The organism is Pantoea anthophila (assembly GCF_026104315.1).
Taxonomy (GTDB): Bacteria; Pseudomonadota; Gammaproteobacteria; order Enterobacterales; family Enterobacteriaceae; genus Pantoea; species Pantoea anthophila.
In genome coordinates this window covers 2,733,018-2,757,517 of record NZ_CP110473.1, presented here as the reverse complement: position 1 = coordinate 2,757,517, position 24,500 = coordinate 2,733,018, and the positions used below count along the sequence as shown (strand labels likewise).

Annotated in this window: 20 protein-coding genes; 11 read left to right on the top strand and 9 right to left on the bottom strand. The window is 58.7% G+C overall.

Annotated features, from left to right (window positions below):
- Positions 1-66: 66 nt before the first annotated feature.
- The 3 genes from OJ965_RS15335 to OJ965_RS15325 are packed head-to-tail and all read right to left on the bottom strand — an operon-like array spanning position 67 to position 3,037.
- A complete protein-coding gene (locus OJ965_RS15335; protein WP_009091322.1) occupies positions 67-1,035 on the bottom strand; it encodes a lysylphosphatidylglycerol synthase domain-containing protein in 969 nt (322 codons plus the stop codon).
- Positions 1,035-2,279 (bottom strand): cardiolipin synthase ClsB, encoded by a 1,245-nt coding sequence (gene clsB / locus OJ965_RS15330; protein WP_058958320.1) that lies wholly within the window; start codon positions 2,277-2,279, stop codon positions 1,035-1,037. Before clsB ends, OJ965_RS15335 begins: the two co-directional genes overlap by 1 nt.
- Positions 2,276-3,037, bottom strand: a complete 762-nt coding sequence (locus OJ965_RS15325) for an endonuclease/exonuclease/phosphatase family protein (protein WP_009091319.1) — start codon at positions 3,035-3,037, stop codon at positions 2,276-2,278. The genes clsB and OJ965_RS15325 overlap by 4 nt, the downstream gene beginning before the upstream one ends.
- A 179-nt stretch (positions 3,038-3,216) precedes the next feature.
- Between OJ965_RS15325 and OJ965_RS15320 the strand changes: the two genes are divergently transcribed.
- The 4 genes from OJ965_RS15320 to OJ965_RS15305 all read left to right on the top strand — a co-directional run bounded on the left by OJ965_RS15320 (position 3,217) and on the right by OJ965_RS15305 (position 7,403).
- Positions 3,217-3,609, top strand: coding sequence for a YbhQ family protein (locus OJ965_RS15320; protein WP_009091318.1), 393 nt, complete (start codon positions 3,217-3,219; stop codon positions 3,607-3,609).
- A 218-nt stretch (positions 3,610-3,827) separates the two neighbouring features.
- Positions 3,828-5,189: an ATP-dependent RNA helicase RhlE gene (gene rhlE, locus OJ965_RS15315; RefSeq protein ID WP_009091317.1), complete on the top strand. Its 1,362-nt coding sequence runs from the start codon at positions 3,828-3,830 to the stop codon at positions 5,187-5,189.
- Positions 5,190-5,191: 2 nt separating this feature from the next.
- Entirely contained in the window at positions 5,192-6,142 is a 951-nt protein-coding gene (dusC, locus tag OJ965_RS15310; RefSeq protein WP_265136814.1) for a tRNA dihydrouridine(16) synthase DusC, read from the top strand.
- A gap of 70 nt (positions 6,143-6,212) precedes the next feature.
- Positions 6,213-7,403, top strand: coding sequence for an MFS transporter (locus OJ965_RS15305; protein ID WP_150029438.1), 1,191 nt, complete (start codon positions 6,213-6,215; stop codon positions 7,401-7,403).
- A gap of 12 nt (positions 7,404-7,415) precedes the next feature.
- Here the strand turns inward: OJ965_RS15305 and OJ965_RS15300 are convergent, their stop codons facing one another.
- The 4 genes from OJ965_RS15300 to OJ965_RS15285 all read right to left on the bottom strand — a co-directional run bounded on the left by OJ965_RS15300 (position 7,416) and on the right by OJ965_RS15285 (position 12,978).
- A complete protein-coding gene (locus tag OJ965_RS15300) occupies positions 7,416-9,014 on the bottom strand; it encodes an inorganic phosphate transporter (RefSeq protein WP_154927946.1) in 1,599 nt (532 codons plus the stop codon).
- A gap of 187 nt (positions 9,015-9,201) precedes the next feature.
- Positions 9,202-10,311, bottom strand: coding sequence for a L,D-transpeptidase family protein (locus OJ965_RS15295; RefSeq protein WP_009091312.1), 1,110 nt, complete (start codon positions 10,309-10,311; stop codon positions 9,202-9,204).
- A 197-nt stretch (positions 10,312-10,508) separates the two neighbouring features.
- Positions 10,509-12,323 (bottom strand): glycoside hydrolase family 15 protein, encoded by a 1,815-nt coding sequence (locus tag OJ965_RS15290; protein WP_265136811.1) that lies wholly within the window; start codon positions 12,321-12,323, stop codon positions 10,509-10,511.
- A 76-nt stretch (positions 12,324-12,399) separates the two neighbouring features.
- Positions 12,400-12,978 carry a DedA family protein gene (locus OJ965_RS15285; RefSeq protein ID WP_009091308.1) on the bottom strand — a complete coding sequence of 193 codons (579 nt, stop codon included), beginning with the start codon at positions 12,976-12,978 and terminating at the stop codon, positions 12,400-12,402.
- A gap of 203 nt (positions 12,979-13,181) precedes the next feature.
- Between OJ965_RS15285 and OJ965_RS15280 the strand changes: the two genes are divergently transcribed.
- The 3 genes from OJ965_RS15280 (at position 13,182) to OJ965_RS15270 (ending at position 17,551) form a co-directional block, all read left to right on the top strand.
- Positions 13,182-13,769, top strand: coding sequence for a Yip1 family protein (locus OJ965_RS15280; protein WP_009091306.1), 588 nt, complete (start codon positions 13,182-13,184; stop codon positions 13,767-13,769).
- Positions 13,770-13,946: 177 nt separating this feature from the next.
- Entirely contained in the window at positions 13,947-14,894 is a 948-nt protein-coding gene (gene pbpG, locus OJ965_RS15275; RefSeq protein ID WP_009091304.1) for a D-alanyl-D-alanine endopeptidase, read from the top strand.
- A 215-nt stretch (positions 14,895-15,109) separates the two neighbouring features.
- Positions 15,110-17,551, top strand: a complete 2,442-nt coding sequence (locus tag OJ965_RS15270; protein WP_058957733.1) for a DUF3772 domain-containing protein — start codon at positions 15,110-15,112, stop codon at positions 17,549-17,551.
- A gap of 17 nt (positions 17,552-17,568) precedes the next feature.
- On the opposite strand, the gene OJ965_RS15265 is transcribed toward OJ965_RS15270, so the two are convergent.
- On the bottom strand, positions 17,569-18,063 hold the full coding sequence (locus OJ965_RS15265) for a carbohydate-binding domain-containing protein (RefSeq protein ID WP_261766088.1): 495 nt from the start codon (positions 18,061-18,063) through the stop codon (positions 17,569-17,571).
- Positions 18,064-18,348: 285 nt separating this feature from the next.
- Entirely contained in the window at positions 18,349-20,052 is a 1,704-nt protein-coding gene (gene dld / locus OJ965_RS15260) for a D-lactate dehydrogenase (RefSeq protein ID WP_046101465.1), read from the bottom strand.
- Between the two features lie 156 nt (positions 20,053-20,208).
- On the opposite strand from dld, the gene bglX reads away from it, so the two are divergent.
- The 4 genes from bglX (at position 20,209) to OJ965_RS15240 (ending at position 24,498) form a co-directional block, all read left to right on the top strand.
- Complete coding sequence (gene bglX / locus OJ965_RS15255) at positions 20,209-22,506, top strand: beta-glucosidase BglX (protein ID WP_009091300.1); 2,298 nt, start codon at positions 20,209-20,211, stop codon at positions 22,504-22,506.
- Positions 22,507-22,591: 85 nt separating this feature from the next.
- Positions 22,592-23,467 (top strand): oxygenase MpaB family protein, encoded by an 876-nt coding sequence (locus OJ965_RS15250; RefSeq protein WP_154927941.1) that lies wholly within the window; start codon positions 22,592-22,594, stop codon positions 23,465-23,467.
- Positions 23,468-23,715: 248 nt separating this feature from the next.
- Complete coding sequence (locus tag OJ965_RS15245) at positions 23,716-24,030, top strand: hypothetical protein (RefSeq protein ID WP_046101468.1); 315 nt, start codon at positions 23,716-23,718, stop codon at positions 24,028-24,030.
- 240 nt (positions 24,031-24,270) lie between these two features.
- Positions 24,271-24,498 carry a hypothetical protein gene (locus tag OJ965_RS15240; RefSeq protein ID WP_046101469.1) on the top strand — a complete coding sequence of 76 codons (228 nt, stop codon included), beginning with the start codon at positions 24,271-24,273 and terminating at the stop codon, positions 24,496-24,498.
- Positions 24,499-24,500 lie beyond the last annotated feature (2 nt).

Below are 24,500 nucleotides of genomic sequence, written 5' to 3'. Positions count from 1 at the left end.
CGGCCAGCGCCGCGCTGAACGGCTGAGATGTAAAGGGGGAGGCGCACCGGTTGCGCCTCCCCCGTTTTATGATGACTTCTGAAGCTTCTGCTCGTTCTTCTGGCGCAGATGCTTTGCCCGGCTCTCCAGAACCAGATAGAGCACCAGCGCCAGCAGCAGCGGCAGGATGAAATAGAGGACGCGATAGGCGAGCAGCGCCGCGATAATGGTGCCATGCGACGCGTGCTGACCGCTGAGCAGTGCCAGGAAGACCGCCTCCAGCACGCCAATCCCCGCCGGAATATGAATGATCACCCCGGCAATACTGCTGATCAGCAGCACGCCCAGCACCATCGGATAGCCGACATCGCGCCCCAGCAGCAGCCAGATAATCGCCCCCATCACCATCCAGTTAGCGCAGGAGACGCCAAACTGCAGCAGCGCCATACGCAGCGAGGGGAGCTGCAGCGTCTGCCCTTTGACCGTCCAGCGCCGCTGTTTCGAGAAGGCACAGGCCCAGAGGTAGATCGCCACCAGCACCAGCAGCACCACACCGATCAGCCGCAGGGTAGTCTCACCGATAAACCAGCCGCTGGGGATGGAGACCATGCCCGCACTGAACACCACGCCAGCCAGCAGAATGTAGCCCAGCCAGTTGGTGGCGATGCTCAGGGAGAAAATGCGGGTGATGGTGGCGCTGTCGAGTCCCAGACGGGAGTAGAGCCGGTAGCGCATCGCCACGCCGCCGACCCAGGTGCTCAGCGTCAGGTTAAAGGCGTAACAGATAAATGACACCAGCATCACCTGCCGCTTCGCCAGCTTATGCCCGCAGTAGGCGCGCCCGATAAGGTCATAGCAGCCGTAGACCAGGTAACTCAGCACCACCAGTCCGGCGGCGGTCAGAACCACAAAGCGGTTATAGTTAACGATGACGTCATAAACATCTTCCCAGTTCACTTTGCGGGCATAAACCACCAGCAGCACCACCACCGCGATAAAGAACAGCACGGTGAGGATCTTTTTTGCCAGTTGCCAGCGTGGATGTTTTTTTGCCATCAGGATTTTGCTCCCTGGTTGTCGGCTTCTACGCGATCCTGTGTCTCCATTTCGGGCTGCACCGGGGCTGCCACCTGGGCCAGCCGCGGTGTGTGCGCCGGTAACCAGCCCGCAATAGCCGGGAAATGGCGCAGGAAGTGGAAGACCACCACGCTTTTGCTGAGTTGCCACCAGTTGCGCGGGGGCAGACGATCCTCCTGCACCCGCTGACAATCATTTGCCAGCAGCGCTTCAAGGTTGTCACGCAGCGTCTGGTTAAACGGCCGGTCGTGAATGATCAGGTTGGCTTCCAGGTTGAGTGACAGGCTGAGCGGGTCGAGATTGCTGGAGCCGACGGTGGCCCACTGATCGTCCTTCACCGCGATCTTGCCGTGCAGCGGACGACGGATATATTCATAGACTTCAACCCCGCCATCGACCAGATAGTTGTAGAGCAACTCCGCGCCTACTTTCACAATTGGCATATCCGGCTCGCCCTGCACAATCAGCCGCACCCTGACGCCGCGCTGCGCCGCGTTGCGCATCTCACGCAACAGCCGGTAGCCGGGAAAGAAGTAGGCGTTAGCGATAATCACATCCCGCTTCGCCTCGCGCAGCATCTCAAGGTAGTGCATTTCGATGTCGTCGCGATGTTCGTCATTGTCGCGATAGACATAGAGCACCTGGGCATCGCCGGGCCTGGCATTGACCGCCGGACGGTGAGATCGCGACCCCCACCAGCGGCGGGTAGGCTGTTCACTGCCAATCGCCTGCTGCAGATAGCGGGCGATATCGCCTACCACCGGCCCTTTGACCTGCACCGCATAATCCTGCTTGGCCTCGGGGCCGTAGTCGGTGTTGTGCTCGGCAGAGAAGTTGATGCCGCCCACAAAGGCCACCACGTCATCCACCACCACGGTTTTGCGGTGCAGGCGGCGGAACACGTTAGTGCGCATGCCCATCACCAGCGGGCGCGGATCGTAGTAGATGAAGCGCACGCCCGCGCTGGTCAGGCTGTTCACAAAGGTGTCGGAAAGTTCGGCGGAGCCGTAGCCATCGACCATGATTTCAACCCGCACCCCGCGCTGGGCCGCCGCCAGCAGTTCGCGATGCAGGGCATTGCCGACCTCATCCTCAAACAGAATAAAGGTTTCAATCAGCACCGTGCGCTCGGCCCGCTGTATCGCACCAAAGACGCGCGGGAAAAACGCCTCACCATTTTCCAGCAACAGCAGCCGGTTGCCTTCCTGCCAGCTGAAATTCATAGGTGAATCTCCACGGCCAGCGGCGCATGGTCGGAGAGATGGGACCACGGCTTACGCGGCAGCGCCCACGGATGAGTGACGGTGGCATTGCGCACATAGATGCGGTCGAGCCGCAGAATCGGGAAGCGCGCCGGGAAGGTGCGCGCCGGGCGTCCGGTTTTCATGCTGAATACCTCTTTCAGGCCTGCGCCCTGTTTTAAGATCGCGTTAGCGCGTCGTTGCCAGTCGTTAAAATCACCCGCCACCACAACCGGCGCGTCGGGCGGCAGCGAGGTGACCATTTCACATATCATCTTCATCTGCGCGCGGCGGTGCGAGGCCTTCAGGCCAAGGTGCACGCAGATAACGTGCAGCGTGCCATGCGGCTCGGGCAGGGCGATCTGACAGTGCAGCATGCCGCGATTTTCACTGCCCGCCACCGAGATATCCCGGTTCTCATACTCTGCAATCGGAAAGCGCGACAGCACGGCATTGCCGTGATGTCCTTCCGGGTAGACCGCATTGCGCCCGTAGGCGAAATCGTTCCACATGGTGTCGGCCAGAAACTCATAGTGTGGCGCCTCGGGCCACGCGTCATGGTTAAGCGGATGGATGGCATGCGTGCCCATCACCTCCTGCAGAAGGACCACATCCGCCGACGTTGCGCGAACGGCTTCGCGTAATTCCGGCAGGATGAAGCGGCGATTAAACGGGGCAAAACCCTTGTGTGTATTGATCGTCAGGACTTTTATTGAAAATCCTTGCGTGTTTTGTGGCATACTCGCGACGCACTCCTTTTCATCATCACCAGAATCAAAGTGTAGTCTTTGTCACAAATGGGTGGTGAGAGAGGGCGATAATTAAGGCGTTATCCGAAAATTGTTTTACATTGAGGAAACCGTTTCCGGCTTGTGCCGGTAGCACTTGGGCGACCTGTTGGGTCTGCCAGGAGAACTGAATGAAATGGTCTAATCGTATTCAAATCATCACGGGTCAGACATACATGCATATCGCTATGCATCTGCTGGTGATCGCTGCGCTGATCTGGGGCTGGAAGCACAAGGCCCTGGTCGATGTCTGCAGCACGCTGGTGGCCGTCTACGCACTGGTTTTTGTTGCCATGCTGGCAACACAGCGCATCGCCCGTTTACGGACCCTTGGCGATTATCTTGAAGAAGCGACCACCACTTACTACTTTGGCGCTGCCATGATGACACTGTTTCTGGTGTCGCGGATCTACCACAACAACCTGCTGCTGGCGTGCCTCGGCGTGGTGATGTTGCTGGGTCCGGCGCTGGTGTCGCTGCTGGCGAAAGAACCGCCACGGCGCATCGAAAAAAAACGTAGCTAAGTTGAAGGCCACCGAAAGGTGGCCTTCCTGTTTATGGGGCAGGGAAGATGTGTGTGTAAATGTGAGCTATCTCGCACACTTGCTCTAAAGCTGCTACACTCGCCCGCTTACGCATCGTAGTTTGTGCCCTTTTCACGCGTCAGCCCCAGCTGCCGTCACTATCCCTCTGAAAACTACACCGTGAATCACGGACAGAGCGGACCGGAGTAAATCACGTAATGTCTTTTGACTCTCTCGGCCTGAGTGCCGATATTTTGCGCGCGGTCGCCGAACAAGGCTACAGCGAACCTACACCTATCCAGCGCCAGGCGATACCTGTGGTGCTGGCAGGCCGCGATCTGCTGGCGAGCGCCCAGACCGGCACCGGCAAGACGGCCGGCTTTACCTTACCTTTGCTTGAAAAACTCTCTGCGACCACCACGCCGGTGCGCGGCCGTCGCCCGGTGCGCGCCCTGATCCTGACCCCGACCCGTGAACTCGCGGCGCAGGTCGGCGAAAACGTCAGTGACTACAGCAAATATCTCCCGCTGCGGTCGATGGTGGTGTTTGGTGGTGTCAGCATCAATCCGCAGATGGTTAAACTGCGTGGCGGCGTCGACGTGCTGGTGGCGACACCGGGTCGTCTGCTGGATCTGGCGCATCAGAATGCGGTTGACCTCTCTAAGGTCGAAATTCTGGTACTGGATGAAGCGGACCGGATGCTCGATATGGGCTTTATCCACGACATCCGTCGCGTGCTGGCGCGCCTGCCGGCTAAGCGTCAGAACCTGCTCTTCTCGGCCACCTTCTCTGATGAGATTAAAGGCCTGGCTGAAAAACTGCTGACCAACCCGGAAATGGTGGAAGTGGCGCGCCGCAACACCGCCTCTGAACAGGTTGCTCAGCAGGTGCATTTCGTGGATAAGAAGCGCAAGCGGGAACTGCTGTCGCAGCTGATTGGCGAAGGGAACTGGCAGCAGGTGCTGGTCTTTACCCGAACCAAGCATGGCGCTAACCACCTTGCCGAGCAGCTGGGCAAAGATGGCATCACCGCCGCCGCGATCCACGGCAACAAGAGCCAGGGTGCCCGTACCCGTGCGCTGGCTGACTTTAAATCTGGCGGGATCCGCGTGCTGGTGGCGACCGATATCGCGGCGCGTGGCCTGGATATCGAAGAGCTGCCACACGTGGTCAACTATGAGCTGCCCAACGTCGCCGAAGATTATGTGCACCGTATTGGCCGTACCGGCCGTGCGGCGGCCACCGGTGCGGCACTGTCACTGGTCTGCGTCGATGAGCATAAACTGCTGCGTGATATCGAACGCCTGCTGAAGCGTGAAATCCCGCGCCTGGCGATTCCGGGTTATGAACCCGATCCGAGCATCAAAGCAGAGCCTATCATCAACGGTCGCCAGCAGCAGTCGCGCGGCGGTGCAGGCGGCGGGCGCGGTCGTGGTCAGGGCGGACAGGGTGCAGGTGCACCACGTTCATCCGGCGACAAGCGTTCTCAGCCTCGTCGTCAGGGACAGCCTGCGCCTCAGGGCGACAAGCCCGCTTCCCGTCCGCGTCGTCCGGCACCGAAGCGTACCGGGAACGTCTGAGTATGAGGGTTTTACTGGCGCCGATGGAGGGCGTGCTTGATTCGCTGGTGCGCCAGCTGTTATCGGAAGTGAACGACTACGATATCTGCATCACCGAGTTTTTGCGCGTGGTCGATCAGCTGCTGCCGGTAAAATCCTTTTATCGTCTCTGCCCCGAGCTGCATAACAACAGCCGCACGCCTTCCGGCACGCGGGTGCGGATGCAGCTGCTGGGGCAGCATCCCGAATGGTTAGCCGAGAACGCCGCCCGTGCGGTGGCGCTGGGCTCCTGGGGGGTGGATCTCAACTGCGGTTGTCCCTCTAAGCTGGTCAACGGCAGCGGGGGCGGGGCGACCCTGCTTAAAGATCCCGATCTGATCTATCGCGGCGCGAAAGCGATGCGTGAAGCGGTGCCTGCTGACTTACCGGTCACGGTGAAAGTGCGGCTCGGCTGGGATTCCAGCGCCCGCAGCCTGGAGATCGCCGATGCTGTACAGCAGGCGGGAGCCAGTGAGCTGGTGGTGCATGGACGAACCAAGGAAGAGGGCTATCGTGCCGAGGCGATCAACTGGCAGGCGATTGGCGAGATTCGTCAGCGGCTGCGCATTCCGGTGATTGCTAACGGTGAAATCTGGGACTGGCAGAGCGCGCAGAACTGTATGGCGGTCACCGGCTGCGATGCGGTGATGATTGGCCGCGGTGCGCTGAACATCCCTAACCTGAGCCGGGTGGTCAAATATAACGAGCCGCCAATGGCCTGGCCTGAGGTGGTGCGCCTGTTGCAGAAATATAGCCGGCTGGAAAAGCAGGGTGACACCGGACTCTATCACGTCGCGCGCATCAAACAGTGGCTTGGCTATCTGCGCAAAGCCTATGCAGAAGCGGATGGCCTGTTCAGCGAAATCCGGGCGTTAAAATCGTCGGGCGATATTGCACAGGCGATCGATCGTCACGCGACGGTTCATGGTTTGTGATAAAAAATCAGGCGACCCCTTAGCGGCCTGACGGTATAGTGAGCCAAATTTCCTTCACCGCAACTCTGCTATGTCTGACACCGCCGTGTTGAGCAACAGCCAGCTCAACAAACGTATCCTTTCCGTTATCGTTTTCACCTTCTTCTGCTATCTCTCCGTCGGCTTGCCGCTGGCTGTGCTGCCTGGCTTTGTCAAAAATCACCTCGGCTTCAGCTCATTCATCGCCGGGCTGATTATCAGTATTCAGTATTTCGCGACGCTGCTCAGCCGTCCTCAGTCGGGCCGTCTGGCCGACCGGCTTGGACCTAAACGCGTGGTGATGCTGGGGCTGCTCTGCTGCGGCATGAGCGGGGTGCTGACCATCGTCGCCGCCCTGCTGAGCAGCTGGCCATGGCTGAGCCTGACGCTGCTGGCTGTCGGACGGCTGTTTCTTGGGGTGGGCGAAAGCTTCAGCAGCACCGGCTCCACCCTGTGGGGCATGAACATCGTCGGGCCGCTGCAGACCGCCCGCGTGATCTCCTGGAACGGCGTCGCCACCTATCTGGCGATGGCGGTGGGCGCACCGCTGGGCGTGATGCTCAACGGGCAGTTCGGCATGAGCGGCTTTGCTGGCCTGATTGCGGTGATGGGGATAGCAGGCTATCTGATGGCGAGCCGCAAACCCGCCGTCACCGTCAGCCTGGGCGAGCGCATTCCGTTTCATCGCGTCTTTTCCCGCGTCTGGCTCTACGGTCTGGCGCTGGGCTTCGGCACCATCGGCTTTGGCGTGATTGCCACCTTCATTACCCTCTACTTTGCCAGCCGCAACTGGCAGGGCGCGGCCTATGCGCTGACGCTGTTCAGCCTGGGTTTTGTGCTGGTGCGTCTCGGCTTCGGGCGCTTTATCACCCGCTTTGGCGGACTGCGCGTCTCGCTGTTCTCCTTTCTGCTGGAGTGTGTGGGACTGCTGCTGATCTGGCAGGCGGACAGCGCGTGGCTGGTGGGGGCGGGCGCGTTTCTGACCGGCAGCGGTTTTTCGCTGGTCTTTCCGGCCCTGGGGGTGGAAGCCGTTAAGCGGGTTGAGCGTCAGGATCAGGGATCGGCGCTCGGCACCTACTCCGCCTTTCTCGATCTGGGGCTGGGCTTAACCGGCCCGGTGGCGGGACTCTTTATCGGACACTGGGGCATGCAGTCGGTCTACCTCGCGGCGGCGATCATGGTCCTGGGTGCGCTGCTGATTACCCTGCGGCTCTGCGCTCAGCAGCGGCTCACCAGCGGGTGAGCCGCCGGGTCATCAGAAACGGGTAAACAGCCAGTAGAGCAGGGCGGAGAGCAGAACGGAGACCGGCAGGGTTAAGACCCAGGCGACCGCCAGGTTGCGCAGCGTGGCAAGCTGCAGGCCGGAGCGATTGGCCGCCATGGTGCCCGCCACGCCCGAGGAGAGCACATGGGTGGTGGAAACCGGTAAACCGAAACCGTCTGCCGCGCCAATGGTCGCCATCGCCACCAGCTCGGCGCTGGCGCCCTGCGCATAGCTGAGATGGGTTTTGCCGATGCGTTCTCCCACCGTGACCACAATCCGGCGCCAGCCCACCATCGTGCCAAGCCCCAGTGCAATCGCCACCACCACTTTTACCCACATCGGAATAAAGCGGGTGGCGCTGTCGAGTTCGCTTTTCACGGCTTTCAGATTGCGTTCCGTCTCCTGCGGCAGCGTGACCTTTGCGGTCTGAAGATGCTTGATCGACTCTGATGCCAGATACATCTGGTTGCGGGTGTTGGTCACCGCCTGCGCCGGAATGTTATCCATCGAGCCATAGCGGCGAATCTCATCACCCACTTCATTGAGCGTCATCGCCAGCGCCGGTAACACCTCGCTGTTCATCCGGTTGCTGCCGACAAAGCCGGTCAGCACGTCGCGGGCCGCCGGAGGGTGTGCCGCCGCCGGTTGCAGCTGGCGCAGCTGATGCGCGGTGACTTCGGTCAGCGCGGCCACGCGCGGGATCTGGTCGGCGGGCAGCGATCGGTTCAGGGCGTAGGCGATCGGCATGGTGCCGACCAGGATCAGCATAATCAGCCCCATCCCTTTCTGCCCGTCGTTAGAGCCGTGTGCAAAAGAGACGCCGGTACAGGTCAGGATCAGCAGGCCGCGGATCCAGACCGGCGGCGGCTGATCGCTCTGCGGCGCACGGTAAAGCTGGCGATTGCGGATAAAGCGTTTCATGACCCACAGCAGCAGCCCGGCACAGACGAAACCCACCACCGGCGAGAGCAGCAGTGCATAGCCCACCTTCAGCGCCTGATCCCAGTCCACGCCGCTCAGGCCGTTGCGCCCGTGCAGCATCGCGTTGGCGACGCCGACGCCGATGATGGAGCCAATCAGGGTGTGGGAGGAGGAGGAGGGCAGGCCAAAATACCAGGTGCCGAGATTCCAGATAATGGCGGAAAAGAGCAGTGCATAGACCATCGCGAAGCCGTTGCCGCTGCTGGCCTGCAGGATCAGCTCCACCGGCAGCAGCGAGATAATGCCAAACGCCACCACGCCGCTGGAGAGCAGCACGCCCATAAAATTACAGAAACCGGACCAGACCACGGCGGCGCCGGGCGTCAGCGAATGGGTATAAATCACCGTGGCGACGGCATTGGCGGTGTCGTGAAAGCCATTGACGAACTCAAAGCCGAGCGCAATCAGCAGCGCCAGGCCCAGCAGAAAGAAGGGCAGGAGGCTGGTGACCGGCATGTTGGTCTCTTCAACGTCACTGATCAGGTTGAGACCGGCGAACGCGAGACCCGCGACCAGCAGAATAAAAAACAGCGGTTTACTGAAACGACTGCCTTTGCCGTTGAAATCAGGCCGGCCCCGGACGGATGAGGGGAGACTGTTTTCGCTCATGGTGTACCTCATGTGGCGGATAGCGGATGCTGATTTGCACCGGGTTATCGCTGTGTGATACGCGCTTTCTATGACAGAAAAATGATGGGCAGGCAGGAAATTTAGCCGGAGAGGGCGGGTCGGGCGGTATAGCGCGGGCAATAAAAAAGCCAGCGACAGGCGCTGGCTTCTGAGAACAGGCGGTCCGTTACGAATTGTTATTCGTGGCGGCAGCCGGAGCGGCCGGGGTCACCGGGGCCGCTTCTGTCGCAGGCTGCTGAGGCTGCGCAGCATCACTGCTGGCACCCTGAGGCGTCACCGGAGTCATTGGCTGCTCCTGAGGGGCGGCCTGTGAGTTTTCCGGCACCTGAACAGGCGCAGTCTGAACGTTGTTCTCCACACCGTTCACTTTTACCGGCATACCGGTACGGCCCTGAATCGCGGCGTTAACCTGATCCTGATTGATGCTGCCATCAGCCAGCACTTTGGTCACGGCCTGAGTCAGCGTGATCGGCACCAGCTCACGGGAGTTGAACTGCTCTTCGGTGGTCGACAGCGGGTTATGCACTTCAAGGTAACGCGAACCGTCTGGCTCAACCGAGGCTTTCACCGGCTGGTCAACGAACTGAACGCGGGTGCCGACCGGCACATTCTGATACAACCACTTGATGTCATCCGCACGCAGACGCACACAGCCGTGGCTCACGCGCAGGCCGATACCGAAGTTGGCGTTGGTGCCGTGAATCGCATAGAGACGACCGATGTAGAGCGCATAGAGGCCCATCGGGTTGTCCGGGCCAGCCGGGAAGACGGCAGGCAGCGTTTCACCGCGAGCGGCGTAGTCGGCGTGCATCCCTTTAGTTGGCGTCCAGGTCGGGCCATCTTTTTTGCGTTCAACCGCCGTGGTCCAGTTGATCGGGGTATCTTTACCCAGCTCACCGATACCAATCGGCAGGACAACCACGGTTTTGCTGCCTTTCGGATAGTAGTAAAGACGCATCTCGGCGCTGTTGATCACAATGCCTTCGCGCGGGGCGTCCGGCAGGATCAGCTGCTGTGGGATAATCATTTTGCTGCCGGCTTTCGGCAGATAAACGTCAACGCCCGGATTGGCTTCCAGCATGTTGCTGAGGCCCATCTGATACTGCGCCGCAAAAGCTTCCAGCGGCAATTTGCTGTCTTCAGGAACGGTAATTTCAATATTTTCCCCGATCAGACGGCTGTTAGCCGGCGGTAACGGGTAAACCACAGCAAAGGCTGACTGGCTGAACGCCGCCAGAGCCAGTGCGATTGAAGCGAAAGCGCGAATCATTTTCATATTTTACAAGTCTTTATCGCCCTGTTTCAGGCTGGTCAAAGTATCGAATTCATGCCGGCCAATGTGACCTGCTGCGCATTATATGTTCATTGATCTGATGTTGTGAATCAGGATTTTAACCTGACAGTAATACTTTACCTAAAACCGTGCAGAGATGAGCGCCTTTCGGGAAAAGAGGGCGCTGAAAACCGCGATGACTAAGGCTGCCACTGGGTCTGTTCGCCGCTGAGTTTCCGGTTCAGGAAAAAGGCGGCGCTGATTAACGCCAGGTGCGTCAGCGCCTGCGGCGTATTGCCCAGCGCATGGCCGTGGCTGTCAAACTCCTCGGCGTAAAGGCCCAGCGGATTGGCGTAGCTCAGCAGCTTCTCAAACTCAAAATGCGCCTCCTGTATCCGGCCTGCGCGCGCCAGGCACTCCACATACCAGAAGGAACAGGCACCGAAAGAGCCTTCTCCTCCCTGCAGGCCATCGGCCGGGGTTTCATGAATATTGTAACGCCGCACCATGCCATCGCTGACCAGGTCCTTTTTGATCGCGTCCAGCGTAGAGAGCCAGTCCGGGTCAGTGGCACCGACAAAGCGCACCAGTGGCATCAGCAGCATGGAGGCGTCGAGATAGTCGCCGTGACGTGTGGAGGTGAAGTGCCCGCGCTCCTCGTTCCAGAAATTGGCCCAGATATCTTCGCGGATCTTACGCCGCGCCTCATCCCAGCGCTGATAGGGCATCGGCAGCGATCGCTTCATGCCCAGACGCAGCGCGCGGTCCATCGCCACCCAGCACATCAGACGGGAATGCAGAAAATGTTCCGGTTCACCGCGCATCTCCCAGATCCCGGCATCGGGCTGATCCCAGTTCTCGCTCAGCCAGTCGATCATCTTCACTACGTGCTCCCAGCCGCGCTGAGAGATCGCCTCGCCATATTTATTGGCCAGATAGATTGCATCCATCAGCTCGCCATAGATGTCGAGCTGGGTCTGCTGCCAGGCATCGTTGCCGATGCGCACCGGCCGGGAATCGCCGTAGCCGGAGAGGTTGAGCAGCTCCATCTCATGCAGTTCGGTGCCGCTGTCCAGCCGGTACATCACCTGCAGGCGCATCTCGTCGTGATGACTGTTCTCGACGCAGCGACCCACCCATTCCGTAAAGTGTTTGGCTTCATCGGTATAGCCCAGCCGCATCAGGGCATACATGCTGAATGAGGCGTCGCGGATCCAGGAGGCGCGATAGTCCCAGTTTCGTTCACCGCCCAGCTCTTCGGGCAGACCAAAGGTTGCCGCCGCCGCAATGGAGCCATACTGATGTGAGGTGAGCAGCTTCAGCACCAGCGCGGAGCGCTGCACCATTTCACGCCAGCGTCCCTGATAGGTGCTCTTTGCGCTCCAGCGGCGCCAGTAGTTGAGGGTATCTTCAAAGCAGTGTTCGGTCGCCAGCGCTTCGATATGCGCATCGTCGACGCTGCCAAATTCAAACTGCGCATGTTCGCCCGGCTGCAGGGTAAAGACGGCGGTCGCGCTCTCATCCTCCAGCGTCATGACCACGCTGGCGGCGAGGCGCAGCGAGGGCTGACCTTCGGCATGAAAATCGATACAGCTGTGATGGGCCTCGGCGCGCGTCTGCGCCCGGGCGTAGTCGTGGCGCGGTGAACAGCGCAGGGTAAAGGTCGCGCTGCCGCGTACCATTTTGACCCGGCGGATCAGACGCGGCAGTTTCCCCCTGTCATCGCAAATCGGCATATAGTCGGTAATTTCAGCGACCCCCTGCTCATCCAGCCAGCGGGTCTGCAGAATATTGGTGTCGGGCAGGTAGAGCTGCTGACGGCGCGCATCGGGCCAGTCCGGTGAGAGGGAGAAGAGGCCGGCATCGTCGCTGTCGAGCAGGGCAGAGAAGACCGACGGGCTGTCGAGTTCAGGCCAGCAGAGATAATCAATCGTCCCGTCATTCGCCACCAGTGCACAGGTGCGGAGATCGCCAATGACGCCATGCTCTTCAATCTTACGTTTTACCTTACTCATGCTCATCTCCCTGTCAGTGTGCTGTTAACTATAGCTGAGCATGCCGATGCGGCTTCGTTTGGGCAGCTGTCAGCGCTTATTGATCGGCCCGACGGTTATGCCAGCGCCGGATCACCCAGCGCAGGACAAAGGCGAACACCACCGCACCCACCAGCCAGAGCAGATGTTTCAGATGCTGATCGAGTTTATGCAGCCACGGCGCGATAATGCCGCCCGCAAAATAGCCCAGCGTGACAAAGATCAGCGCCCAGATGGCCGCACCGATGATATTGAGGATAAAAAATTTCATCGGATTGAGGCGGCTGGCCCCGATGATGATGGGACCAATCAGGCGAAAGCCATACATAAAGCGCACGCCGATCACAAACAGGCTGGGACGGCGTTTGATCAGGCGGTTCGCCTTCACCACCTTATCCTGATGCTTTTTAAAGCGGCGCAGGATGCGCGTCCCCCAGCGGCGGCCAACCCAGTAGAGCAGCTGGTCGCCGATGATCCCGCCGCCCATCGCAGCCAGCACCACGCCCGCATAGTGCAGCAGCCCTTCATGGGCAGCCACGCCACCCAGTAAGGTAAATGTCTCCCCCTCGGCAATACAGCCAATCAACAGTGCCAGATAACCGTACTGCGTAATTAATGCGTTGATATCCAGATGCAAAGTGACACTCCCTGTTCGGTGGCTGTTTCTTCAAGTCTATACGCGAATTGGCTTCGCTTCCGCCCGGGCCGCGCGGGTGCGTTTATTTCTGCTGTTTTTTTGTCCGGTCGCCACGAAAGTTTTGCTGCCGTTTATACTTGAGAAGACGCTGCCCCCAAAGACGCATGCTCATGGGCGGCCCACTGCATCAGAGGAGTGACTGTATGAACCATGTCTGGGGACTTCTGGCGCATCCGAATCAGGAAATGCGTGATATTAAGCAAGAGAATGAGAGTGTATCGCACCACTATACCCACCATGTTCTGCTGATGGCGGCGATCCCGGTGATCTGCGCCTTCATCGGGACCACTCAGCTGGGGTGGAACCTGGGCGAGGGGCGATATGTGCAACTTAATCTGGCGACCGGGCTTGGGCTCGGCATCCTGTTCTATCTGATTATTCTCGGTGGCGTCGCGGTGATGGGGCGGGTGATCCACTGGATGGCACGTGATTATCCGCAGCGGCCCGGCGTGCAGCGCTGTACCGTCTTCGCGGGTTATGTGGCGACACCGCTGTTTCTCAGCGGGCTGGTGGCGCTCTATCCGCTGGTCTGGCTCTGCGTGCTGGCGGGTGCGCTGGCGCTGCTCTACACCGGCTATTTGCTCTATATCGGCATTCCGCTGTTTCTGAACATCGACCGCGAAGAGAGCCTGCGCTTCTCCGGTTCCACCCTGGCGATCGGCGTGCTGGTGTTTGAAGTGTTACTGGCCCTGACCGTGGTGCTGTGGGGATATGGTCCCCGCCTGTTCTAGACAACCGCTGCCGCCGGCCTGGCGGCAGTTTTCTTTTTACGCCCGGATACACTCTCCCCAGGAAATTTCTCAACCTTCCGCGTATGATGCTGCTGCCAGCCCGCGCGCCGACGTGACTGAGGCGGGCGGCCTGTGTCTCTCTGGCACAGTACATAACACCAACCGGGTTTTTCTACGATGTCTGCAAAAATTCGTTCCAGCCTGCTTTCGCTGGCACTGCTCGTTTCCGGGCAGATTGTTTCACTTCCGGCTCAGGCGACCACCTCCCTGTCGCAACTTACGCCTATTGCTCAGCCGCAGATTGCCTCTGGCAGTGCGATGATTGTCGACCTCACCAATAATAAAGTGCTCTTCTCCAGTCACCCGGATCGGGTCAGGCCGATTGCCTCTATCACCAAGCTGATGACGGCGATGGTGGTACTGGATGCGCACCTGCCGATGAACGAGATGTTAACCGTCGATATCAGCCAGACGCCGGAAATGCGTGGCGTCTTCTCACGCGTTAAGCTCAACAGCCAGATCAGCCGCCGCAACATGCTGCTGCTGGCGCTGATGTCCTCGGAGAACCGCGCTGCCGCCAGCCTGGCTCACGCCTATCCGGGCGGATACAACGCCTTTATCCGGGCGATGAACGCCAAAGCGCGGTCGCTGGGCATGAAACAGACCCGCTACGTGGAGCCGACCGGCCTGTCGACGCAAAACGTCTCCAGCGCCCAGGATCTGGTCAAATTACTCAAGGCGACGCGCGAATATCCGCTGCTCGGCGCCCTCAGCACCACTAAAGAAGAGACGGCCGTGTTTGCCCATCCGAGCTATGCACTGCCGTTCCGCAACACCAACCATCTGGTCTACAAAAATGACTGGCATATCCAGCTGACCAAGACCGGTTACACGGACGAGGCGGGGCACTGCCTGGTGATGCGCACCATGATCAACAATCGTCCGGTGGCGCTGGTGGTGCTGGATGCCTTCGGCAAATATACCCATTTCGCGGATGCCAACCGTCTGCGTAGCTGGATCGAGACCGGCAAAGCCGCGCCGGTGCCTGCGGCTGCGCTGGCGTACAAAAAGCAGAAGTCGGGCCAGGTCGCCAGCAACGGGGACAGCAGTGCCGGCGTGGAGTAAAGAGAGCAGAGAACGTCTGCTGTGTTACCCGGCGTTGTCTGCTGTCTGAGCAGACGCGCCGGGCGAGCCGGGCAGCGGCGTAACGCGCGCGGTCTGCCCGGAATTAGCCCGAAAAATACCCGTTATTCCTATATTGCCATCCCTTGCAAAGTCCTACACTACGCGCGACTGGCGAGGGACGATCGCCTGATATAAGCTGCCGGAATTTTACTCATATGTTTATAAGATCCTTTTTTGCATGGTTAATGCTGACGCTGGTGGTGTTTGCCCCGGCGGTGACGCAGGCGGCGGATGATATCACCGCGGCGGCACAGGAACAGGAACAGGATGCCCAGCCGAAGCTGAATGCTTCGGTTGAACTGCCGAAAATGCAGAAGATCCTCGATAAGATTAAGAGCCAGGTGTCAGGCGACGCGGGCGAAAACAAACTGAATCAGCTGAATGAGATGGCGCTGGAGCTTTCCGGCAATGCCGACACGCTGGGTCAGGCGCTGATCCCCGACCGCCAGCAGCTGGAAGCGCAGTTGCAGGTGCTGGGTCCGGCCCCCAAAGCTGACAGCGGGGTAAAAGAGACGCCGGAGGTGACGCGCAAGCGAAACGCGCTGGAGAGTCAGAAAAGCAAACTCGACGATCAGATCAAGCAGGCAGAGGGCATTAAAAATGGTGCCTTAACGCTATCGTCGCAGATTGTTAACCTGCGCCGTGACCAGCTGAAAAGTCAGCTGGCGCTCAACTCCGGTACCATACTCGGTGCACGTTTCTGGTCTCCCCTGACCAACAGTCAGGATCTGGACGGTGAGAAGATCGGCGAGTTTCTGCAGGAGCTGCAGGACACCGCGGCGCTCTCCTGGGAGCCGGGCTGGCGGATAGGCAGTACACTCTGGCTGCTGGCGGCGCTGCTGGTGATGACGGTGGGTCGTCGCTACAGCGAGGAGTTTCTCGCCTGGGTCAGCATTCATAAAATGCCGGAAGGCAAACTGCGCCGCAGCTTCTTGGCGGCCGCGATTGCCCTGACCACGCTGGTGGCGGTGGTGCTCACCTTTAACTTTATCGCTCTGGCGTTTACCCGCCGCGATGAGGTCTCGGAAAATGTGCAGGACTTTGTCGATCGGCTGGTTCAGCTCAGTGTGTTTTGTGGCCTGATCGCCGGACTGGGGCGTGCGTTTCTCTCTACGCGACGGCCGAGCTGGCGTTTGCCCACCATCTCCAATGAAGTGGCGCTGGCGCTCAAACCGTTCCCGCCCATTACCGCGGTGCTGGTGTTTATCTTCCAGACGGTGGAGGCCTTTAACTACAGCGTCGGCACCAGTCTGAATACCACCATTTTCGCCAACGGCCTGACGGCGCTGCTGATAGGCAGTACCGCGCTGGCCATCAGCATGCGAACCAACCGCGTTCGTCGTCGCATGACGCTGGCAGGCACGCCGCCGGAAGCCCGCTCTACGCTGGTCGGGCTGATCCAGCTGGGGCTGACCCTGACCGCGCTCGCGATCCTGATCTCGCTGCTGGTCGGTTATGTCACGCTGGCGCGATTCCTGAGTTATGAGGTGATCTGGTGTGGCCTGCTGTTTGGCTCCTTCTACTTCCTCAGCCATCTGCTCAACGATGGCTGCGAGAGTCTCTTTTCGACCAGCAATGCAACCGGCCGCCGCATTCAGAGTTCGCTCAACATCAATGAGCGTCATCTGCAGCAAACCGCCACGCTGCTGACGGCAATTGGTAAGACCATCCTGGTGCTGTTTGTGGCGCTGGCGCTGGTCAACGGGACGTTTGCCTCCTCAACGCCGATTGAGCTGCTGCAGAAGGTGATTGAGTTCTGGGGCGGGAAAGGGCTGGAGTCCCTGAATATCGTTCCGGCACACATGGTTAATGCGCTGATCTGCCTGATTGTCGGCATCTATGTGCTGCGCTCGGTGCGCCGCTGGCTCGACACCGACTTCCTGCCGAAAACCACTATGGACGTGGGGATGCGGGTGTCGCTGGTGACGCTGTTCAGCAACATCGGTTACGTGCTGATCATCCTGCTGACCCTGTCGATCATGGGTCTGCAGTGGAACAAGCTGGCCTGGATCGTCAGTGCGCTGTCGGTCGGTATCGGTTTCGGCCTGCAGGAGATCGTGAAGAACTTTATTTCGGGCCTGATTCTGCTAACCGAGCGGCCGGTGAAGGTGGGCGATCTGGTGACCATCAGCGGCATCGAAGGGGATATCCGCCGGATTAACGTGCGTGCCACCGAGATCCAGCTGGGTGACAAATCCACAGTCATCGTGCCGAACTCGCAGTTTATCTCGCAGAACGTGCGCAACGCCACGATGGGCAATGCGCAGGGGGTGGTGACAATTACGCTGACCTTCCCGCTCAACATCGATCCGGTGAAAGTGCGCGATATTCTGCTCGATGTTTACAACGAAAACGAACGCATTCTGGAGACCCCAGAGCCGTCTGTTTCGTTTAAAGATCTGACCCAGCAGGGCATTGTGCTGAGCGTGACCGGTAACGTGGCCGGACAGCGCCAGATTTCCGGCGCCAAAAGCGATCTGCTGTTCGATATTCTGACGCGCCTGCGTAAAGAGGGCATCCTGCTTTCCACACCGCAGACCATGATTATCGAACGCCGTCAGCAGCCGGATGCGGAACCCGAAGAGAAGCTGGTTTAAGGCAAAAGGGCCGGGTTTTACCGGCCCTGATCGTCGTTCCGCGAGCGCAGCGAGGCGAGGAGGCGATCCTCTGCTCTGTCCGGGCGATTGTGCGCGAACGGCTGCCAGTATTCATGGACGACGGGAACCTGCACCGATTCGCCTGCGCCAAGGCCGGTGAACTTCTCTGTCGGCTCCAGCCGGGTTAAACCGCCGACAAGGTGGGTCATTCTGAACTGGTCATGATCGACCCGCAGCCTCTGGTGGACGTTGCTCAGGTAGAGGGCCCAGTGCCGGTCCGTCAGGGCCGGGCCGTTGTTGGTCAGGGTAAGGGTGGCGCGATTGCAGGCGGCGTAGTCGCCACCCACTGCAGCACAATCGGTGCCATGAAGGGCAGCCTGATTATCGTTGACCTGACAGGTGAGCCTGAAGTGACGGATTGGATTCACTCCCCGCTGAACTGAGGCGCTGCCGTAAGCTGAGGCTGTAAGGCTCAGCAGCGTGAGCGCCATAAGGTATCGCTTTAAGATCATGATTCATCCCTGCTGAAACGGATAGTGCGCTACCCGTAAGGGTTAGCGCTGCCTGAATAAGGCATTCTCTCTTTTTCTGTTATTTTTCAGCGGCACTCTATTTTCCGGCTGGCGGATGATCAATTGGCAGGGCAATCTTTTGTGAGATATTACGCAGAACAGAATCGCTTTATAAATAATCAGGGAGAATATCAGAAAGGAGGTTAACTGTTTTTAATGCGGATGTTATCTGAATAGCCTTAATCAGCCCGCCGACGCTGATGAGCAGGCGGGCCGGTTAGCCGATTACGGCTGCTTTACTGCCCAGCCTTTTTGCTTGCTGGTTTTGCCGATGCCGGGATTAAAGCTGTTGGTGGGATCGAGCTGGCGATAGAAGGCCGCCAGCTGCGGTTTCGCCTGATAGAGATGGCCCACATTGTGCTCGGCGGGGTATTCCGCGCCGCGCGCCTGCAGAATCTCCAGCATCTGCGCTTTCAGGGCGTGCACGTCGACACCTTTTCTGACGATGTAATCCTGATGGAAGACGTGACAGAAGAAGTGACCATAGTAGAGGCGATGGCTCAGCGAAGCGCGGATCGCTTCAGGCAGCGTTTCAAACCAGTCAGCATCGTTGCGACGCAGGGCGATATCCAGCGCCAGGATATCCTCGACCTCGTCAGCGTGCACCGCGTGATAGCGCACGGCCGCCCCTGCAGCCGCGAACCGATGCAGAAAAGCGTGCGCCCCCTCTTTGCCTTCACACTCAAAGAATTCGCCTCCGCCTTCACGGAAGTAGTCGCGCAGGTAGTTACGCGCTTCCGCAACGCCTTCACCAGACATCTTCAGCATCAGGTGATGTTCATATCTGTCGCGATACTGCTTCATGCGTTTGGGCAGATGCGCCGGGAACAGCCGGCTCAGGCGCTGCATCAGGCGGTCGGTGAAGTGCGGTTTAACGAAGGCGAGTTTGTTCAGCCAGGCATCAACCCGTCCCTTGAGCGTGAAGAACAGCGGCATTTTGTCGGTGCCCAGCCTGTCGATCATCAGGAAGGTATCTTTGCCGTAGACCTCCGCAATGTCATAGATGTCGCGGTGCATATATTCACCCGCCACCGGCAGATGGGTGAAGTGCGCCAGAATGTGACGGCGGATATCGGTGAGGACGCCAGGCTCGTTGGTGCCGATATAGAACACCTGCTGCTGGGGTTCGCTGGCAAAGGTGTCCAGTCGCACGGCAAACACCGCCAGCTTGCCGGCACAGCCCGAGGCTTCGAACAGACGGCGCGCATCGGCGTTGTAGCGGGCGGGCGTATCGGCATTCACGTCACGCACCCGGTCAGCATATTCGTGGTCAGAGGCGTGGCGGCCATCGTGCTGCACATCACCGGGCTGCCAGCGATCGTCATCCAGCCGGCCCAGAATCTCTTCCGGCGTGCTGCCTAACTCAATGCCCAGATGGTTCACCAGCCGCAGTTTGCCCTCTGCATCGATTCGGGCGAACAGGGCCATTTCACTGTAGGCCGGGCCGCGTTTGATCAGCGATCCGCCGGAGTTATTGCAGATGCCGCCCAGGACCGACGCGCCGATGCAGGAGGAGCCGATCACCGAGTGCGGTTCGCGTCCCAGTGGCTTCAGCGCTTTTTCCAGCTGATAGAGGGTGCTGCCGGGGAAAGCCAGCACCTGCTGGCCGTTGTCGATCAGCTGCAGCTTATCCAGCCGCAGGGTGCTGACAATCACCAGCGGGCGGTCGTAGTCGTCGCCGTGCGGCGTCGAGCCTTCAGTCAGGCCGGTATTCGCCGCCTGCATCAGAATGATGACATCCGCCCTGACCAGCGTTTGCAGAACCCGCCAGAGCTCCAGCAGCGTTCCGGGAAACGCCACGGCCAGCGCATCCCCTTCGCCGGAGCGAAAGCCTTTGCGATAGCGGGCGGTCTGTTCAGGTTCAGTCAGCAGATGAGAGGGGCCGACGAGGCGGCGCAGGTCAGAAAGCAGGGCAGAGGTTGGTATCATGAGCAATTCCCTTGTCTTATCAGTGCGCCTTAACTGTAGCACGTCCGCTCATCTCCTCGCAGTGTGACAGCGGCAGGCTACCTGCTATTCTCATCTTGTGGCACACTGCCGCCTGTTAATACGATATTGCGCAGTTACTTAAGAGAACCCAACCTGATGAAATGGATTTACTCTGTTAGTCTCGCTGTTTCCCTCGCGATGCAACCGGCACTGGCTGAGACCGTGCCAGGTCACCACCCGATGACCGAACAGGCGCGGGATGCCTTCGTTAACCAGCTGCTGAAAAAAATGACGCTGGACGAAAAGATCGGTCAGCTGCGTTTGATCAGCGTCGGACCGGATAATCCCAAAGAAGCGATTCGCGACATGATTCAGAAGAGTCAGGTTGGTGCGATCTTTAACACGGTGACCCGCCCGGATATCCGCGCCATGCAGGATCAGGCGATGCAGCTCAGCCGGCTGAAGATCCCGCTCTTTTTCGCCTTCGACGTCATCCACGGCCAGCGCACCATTTTTCCTATTCCCCTGGCGCTGGCGTCGAGCTGGGATCTGGATGCGGTGAAAGAGGTCGGGCGCGTGTCCGCCTATGAGGCAGCCGACGATGGCCTGAATATGACCTGGGCACCGATGGTGGATGTCACCCGTGAACCGCGCTGGGGGCGGGGCTCGGAAGGGTTTGGTGAAGATACTTATCTCACCAGCGAGATGGGCCGCAGCATGGTGCAGGCGATGCAGGGTAAAAGCGCCGCCGATCGCTATAGCGTGATGACCAGCGTCAAGCATTTCGCGCTCTATGGCGCGGTCGAAGGCGGCCGGGATTACAACACGGTGGATATGAGTCCGCAGCGCATGTTCCAGGACTATCTGCCGCCTTATAAAGCCTCTCTGGATGCGGGCAGCGGTGGCGTTATGGTGGCGCTGAACTCCATTAATGGCGTACCGGCGACGGCGGACAGCTGGCTGCTGAAAGATCTGCTGCGCGGTCAGTGGAAATTCAAAGGCATTACCATCAGCGACCACGGCGCCATTAAAGAGCTGATTAAGCATGGCGTCGCCAGCGATCCGCAGGACGCGGTGCGCATCGCCCTGAAGTCGGGCGTCGACATGAGCATGAGCGACGAGTATTACAGCAAATATCTGCCGGATCTGGTGAAGCGCGGCGAAGTCAGCATGGCCGAAATTGATGATGCGGCGCGTCATGTGCTTAACGTCAAATATGATATGGGGCTGTTCAACGATCCCTACAGCCATTTAGGGCCGAAAGAGAGCGACCCGCAGGACACCAACGCGGAGAGCCGTCTGCATCGCGCCGAAGCGCGCGACGTAGCGCGCAAGAGTATCGTGCTGCTGAAGAACCGGCTGGAAACGCTGCCACTGAAGAAATCGGGCACCATTGCGCTGATCGGGCCGCTGGCCGACAGCCAGCGCGACATTATGGGCAGCTGGTCCGCGGCCGGCGTGGCGAAACAATCCGTCTCGCTGCTGCAGGGGATGCGCAACGCCACCGAAGGCAAAGCGACGCTGCTCTATGAGAAGGGCGCCAACGTTTCCGATAATAAGGGCATTCAGGACTTCCTGAACCTCTATGAACCGGCGGTTTCCATCGACACGCGTTCACCGCAGCAGATGATCGATGACGCGGTCGCCAAAGCGAAGCAGGCGGATGTCATCGTTGCCGCCGTGGGTGAAGCGCAGGGTATGGCCCACGAAGCCTCCAGCCGCAGCGACCTGGTGATCCCGCCAAGCCAGCAGAAGCTGTTGGCCGCGCTGAAAGCCACCGGCAAACCGCTGGTGATTGTGCTGATGAACGGACGCGCACTGTCGGTGGTGAATGAAGATCGTATGGCCGATGCGATGCTGGAGACCTGGTTCAGCGGTACGGAAGGCGGTAACGCCATCGCCGATGTCCTGTTTGGCGACTATAACCCGTCGGGCAAGCTGCCGGTCTCCTTCCCGCGTTCCGTGGGGCAGATTCCGATCTACTACAACCATCTGCCCACCGGCCGGCCTTACAACTTTGCTAAGCCGAACAAATATACGTCGCACTACTATGATGCGGTTAACGGCCCGCTCTATCCGTTTGGTTACGGCCTGAGCTACACCCGCTTTACCGTGTCTCCGGTGAAAATGTCGTCGCCGACCATGCCGCGTAACGGCAGCATCGAAGCCAGCGTGACGGTGACCAACAGCGGTCAGCGCGACGGTGCGACGGTGGTGCAGATGTATCTCAACGATCCGGTCGCCTCCATCAGCCGTCCGGTGCAGGAGCTGCGTGGTTTCAAACGCATCATGCTGAAAGCGGGCGAGTCTCAGACCGTGACCTTTAAGATCGACGTCGATGCGCTGAAGTTCTGGAACCAGCAGATGCAGCATGTGGCGGAGCCCGGCAAATTCAACGTGATGATTGGACTCGATTCCGTTCGTACTCAGGATGCGCAGTTCAACTATCTGTAACCGCCCCCCTTTCTCCTGAGAAAGGGGGTGCGGCGCGTCGTTAGCGTCCTGCTACGGCGCGCCGCGTCATTTCACTAGAGCCACCATGATAAATCTGCGAGACCGTATTCAGCAGCAGGTCTTTCGCCTTAACGGCCTGTCGATGAATGAGTTTGACCTCTCCCAGCCGCCTGGCGATCCCGGCCTGTTTGGCCCGGACAGCGTGATCTGGCGCGTTCACGGCGACTTCACCTCCATGATGTGCGGCGGGATCAGCGCGCTGCTGTTGCAGATGCTGCATCCGGCGGCGCTGGCGGGCGTCTGGGATCACTCCAATTTCCGCGAAGATATGATGGGCAGGCTGCGGCGTACCAGTCAGTTCATCGCCGTAACCACCTACGGTAATCAGCAGGATGCGCAGACGCTGATCGACCGGGTGAAACGCATTCACCTTAAAGTCAGCGGCGTCGACAGCGAAGGCAAACCCTATGCCGCCAGCGATCCGCATCTGCTGACCTGGGTGCATGTGGCGGAGACCAGCCGTTTCCTGGCGGCCCATCTGCGCTACAAAAATCCCCACCTCACGCGCGCCGAACAGGATCGGTACTATCAGGAAGCGGCGCTGATTGCTGAGTCGCTGGGCGCGGAGCGGGTGCCGAAAAGCGTCGTGGATGTGGCGGATTATCTGCAGCAGATGCGTCCGGAATTACGCTTTGATGCGCGCACCGCTGAAGTGACGCGTCTGCTGATGAATGCGCCAGCCCCAAGCTGGCAGGCGAAGCCGGTGATGAAAGTGATGCTGATGTCGGGGTTCGGGCTGATGCCGGCATGGGCGCAGGCGATGTCCGGCCGTGAGACAGGGCGCTTTCAGCAGGCGATGATTGATCGGAAGATTAATGCGATTGCGGTCGGGTTGCGCTGGTCGATTCAGAGAGGAGCCTGGTATCGGGCGATGGTGAGGATGGGACGGGAGGTAAGGTGAGAGGTTCACCAGAAAAAAGTGGGATATTGCCGTTTATAATAAGATCATCTAACCGTAGTCGTTAATAAAAGGTTTTAAGTAAAGGCTTTCGTTCAGACAGTCAATTAAATGGCGTTAGCCACATCAGACTGATAGGGAAGATAGTAATGTCCGTTTGTGCCAACAGAGCAAGTTGCCGCTTGAGAAGCAAACACGTATATAATTGCGTTAGAATGACTGCACGTTTTAAAGATGAAAGGTAGTGCACCATGATAGTTAGTGAATCAGATCTGTTGAAGTCGGGCTTTACTGATGCTGATTTGAAAAAAATCAAAAATAATCTTAAAAGCTACGGTGGTACGCTGGATGAGGCTGTAGTGGATTTAAAAAACAGATTCAGAGTGCTATTGTGGATTGTTTCCGCCTGCACGCTCGTATTTATATTTCTTCTCAGTTTCTCAACTAAGCCATACATCTTAGGCGGTGGCCTGTCACTGCTTATCGGGATAGTCTTAGTGACATTTATTCAACCGCCAGTCCTGGCCTGGAAGTCATGGCGCTACTGGCGATTGAAAAAGGCTTAGCGTCATCGGTTACTTACGCTGAGTAAATCGAATGTCACCTTAGCTGTTACACCCCAGCCGATTATTTTCATGGTCAGCTTTGGGCGACTTATGGTGTCAATTTCACGAGTCTAATCACGGGCCATCCATCTGTATAGTCGCCATGCACTTTAGGCTCGATTTGAATGCAATATGATTACAGCAACCTGAGCAGTTCTGATTAATGCAGGGAAGCGATGACGACATATAGGTATACTAACTATGCGCTTTATTTTACCTGTTTTTATTTTTGTTTTTTGTGTCATCGCCATATCAAAAGCTATTGCTCTCATCGTGCCTGTAGAGTTCTTTTATGCCATTGCAGATGTTTTTCATATCAATGGCGATGAGGCAATCCCCGACTTTGTACTCACAGCCAATATCGTTGTTTCTGTCCTGATGTCTGTTGCGCTTTTGTGGATGCTGAAACGTATTTTCAGAAAGCATTGAGC

Excerpts from the sequence above, each read along its gene's own strand:
- OJ965_RS15335 (WP_009091322.1), bottom strand. The coding sequence starts at position 1,035 with ATGGCAAAAAAACATCCACGCTGGCAACTGGCAAAAAAGATCCTCACC.
- clsB (WP_058958320.1), bottom strand. The coding sequence starts at position 2,279 with ATGAATTTCAGCTGGCAGGAAGGCAACCGGCTGCTGTTGCTGGAAAAT.
- OJ965_RS15325 (WP_009091319.1), bottom strand. The coding sequence starts at position 3,037 with ATGCCACAAAACACGCAAGGATTTTCAATAAAAGTCCTGACGATCAAT.
- OJ965_RS15320 (WP_009091318.1), top strand. The coding sequence starts at position 3,217 with ATGAAATGGTCTAATCGTATTCAAATCATCACGGGTCAGACATACATG.
- rhlE (WP_009091317.1), top strand. The coding sequence starts at position 3,828 with ATGTCTTTTGACTCTCTCGGCCTGAGTGCCGATATTTTGCGCGCGGTC.
- dusC (WP_265136814.1), top strand. The coding sequence starts at position 5,192 with ATGAGGGTTTTACTGGCGCCGATGGAGGGCGTGCTTGATTCGCTGGTG.
- OJ965_RS15305 (WP_150029438.1), top strand. The coding sequence starts at position 6,213 with ATGTCTGACACCGCCGTGTTGAGCAACAGCCAGCTCAACAAACGTATC.
- OJ965_RS15300 (WP_154927946.1), bottom strand. The coding sequence starts at position 9,014 with ATGAGCGAAAACAGTCTCCCCTCATCCGTCCGGGGCCGGCCTGATTTC.
- OJ965_RS15295 (WP_009091312.1), bottom strand. The coding sequence starts at position 10,311 with ATGAAAATGATTCGCGCTTTCGCTTCAATCGCACTGGCTCTGGCGGCG.
- OJ965_RS15290 (WP_265136811.1), bottom strand. The coding sequence starts at position 12,323 with ATGAGTAAGGTAAAACGTAAGATTGAAGAGCATGGCGTCATTGGCGAT.
- OJ965_RS15280 (WP_009091306.1), top strand. The coding sequence starts at position 13,182 with ATGAACCATGTCTGGGGACTTCTGGCGCATCCGAATCAGGAAATGCGT.
- pbpG (WP_009091304.1), top strand. The coding sequence starts at position 13,947 with ATGTCTGCAAAAATTCGTTCCAGCCTGCTTTCGCTGGCACTGCTCGTT.
- OJ965_RS15270 (WP_058957733.1), top strand. The coding sequence starts at position 15,110 with ATGTTTATAAGATCCTTTTTTGCATGGTTAATGCTGACGCTGGTGGTG.
- OJ965_RS15265 (WP_261766088.1), bottom strand. The coding sequence starts at position 18,063 with ATGATCTTAAAGCGATACCTTATGGCGCTCACGCTGCTGAGCCTTACA.
- dld (WP_046101465.1), bottom strand. The coding sequence starts at position 20,052 with ATGATACCAACCTCTGCCCTGCTTTCTGACCTGCGCCGCCTCGTCGGC.
- bglX (WP_009091300.1), top strand. The coding sequence starts at position 20,209 with ATGAAATGGATTTACTCTGTTAGTCTCGCTGTTTCCCTCGCGATGCAA.
- OJ965_RS15250 (WP_154927941.1), top strand. The coding sequence starts at position 22,592 with ATGATAAATCTGCGAGACCGTATTCAGCAGCAGGTCTTTCGCCTTAAC.
- OJ965_RS15245 (WP_046101468.1), top strand. The coding sequence starts at position 23,716 with ATGATAGTTAGTGAATCAGATCTGTTGAAGTCGGGCTTTACTGATGCT.
- OJ965_RS15240 (WP_046101469.1), top strand. The coding sequence starts at position 24,271 with ATGCGCTTTATTTTACCTGTTTTTATTTTTGTTTTTTGTGTCATCGCC.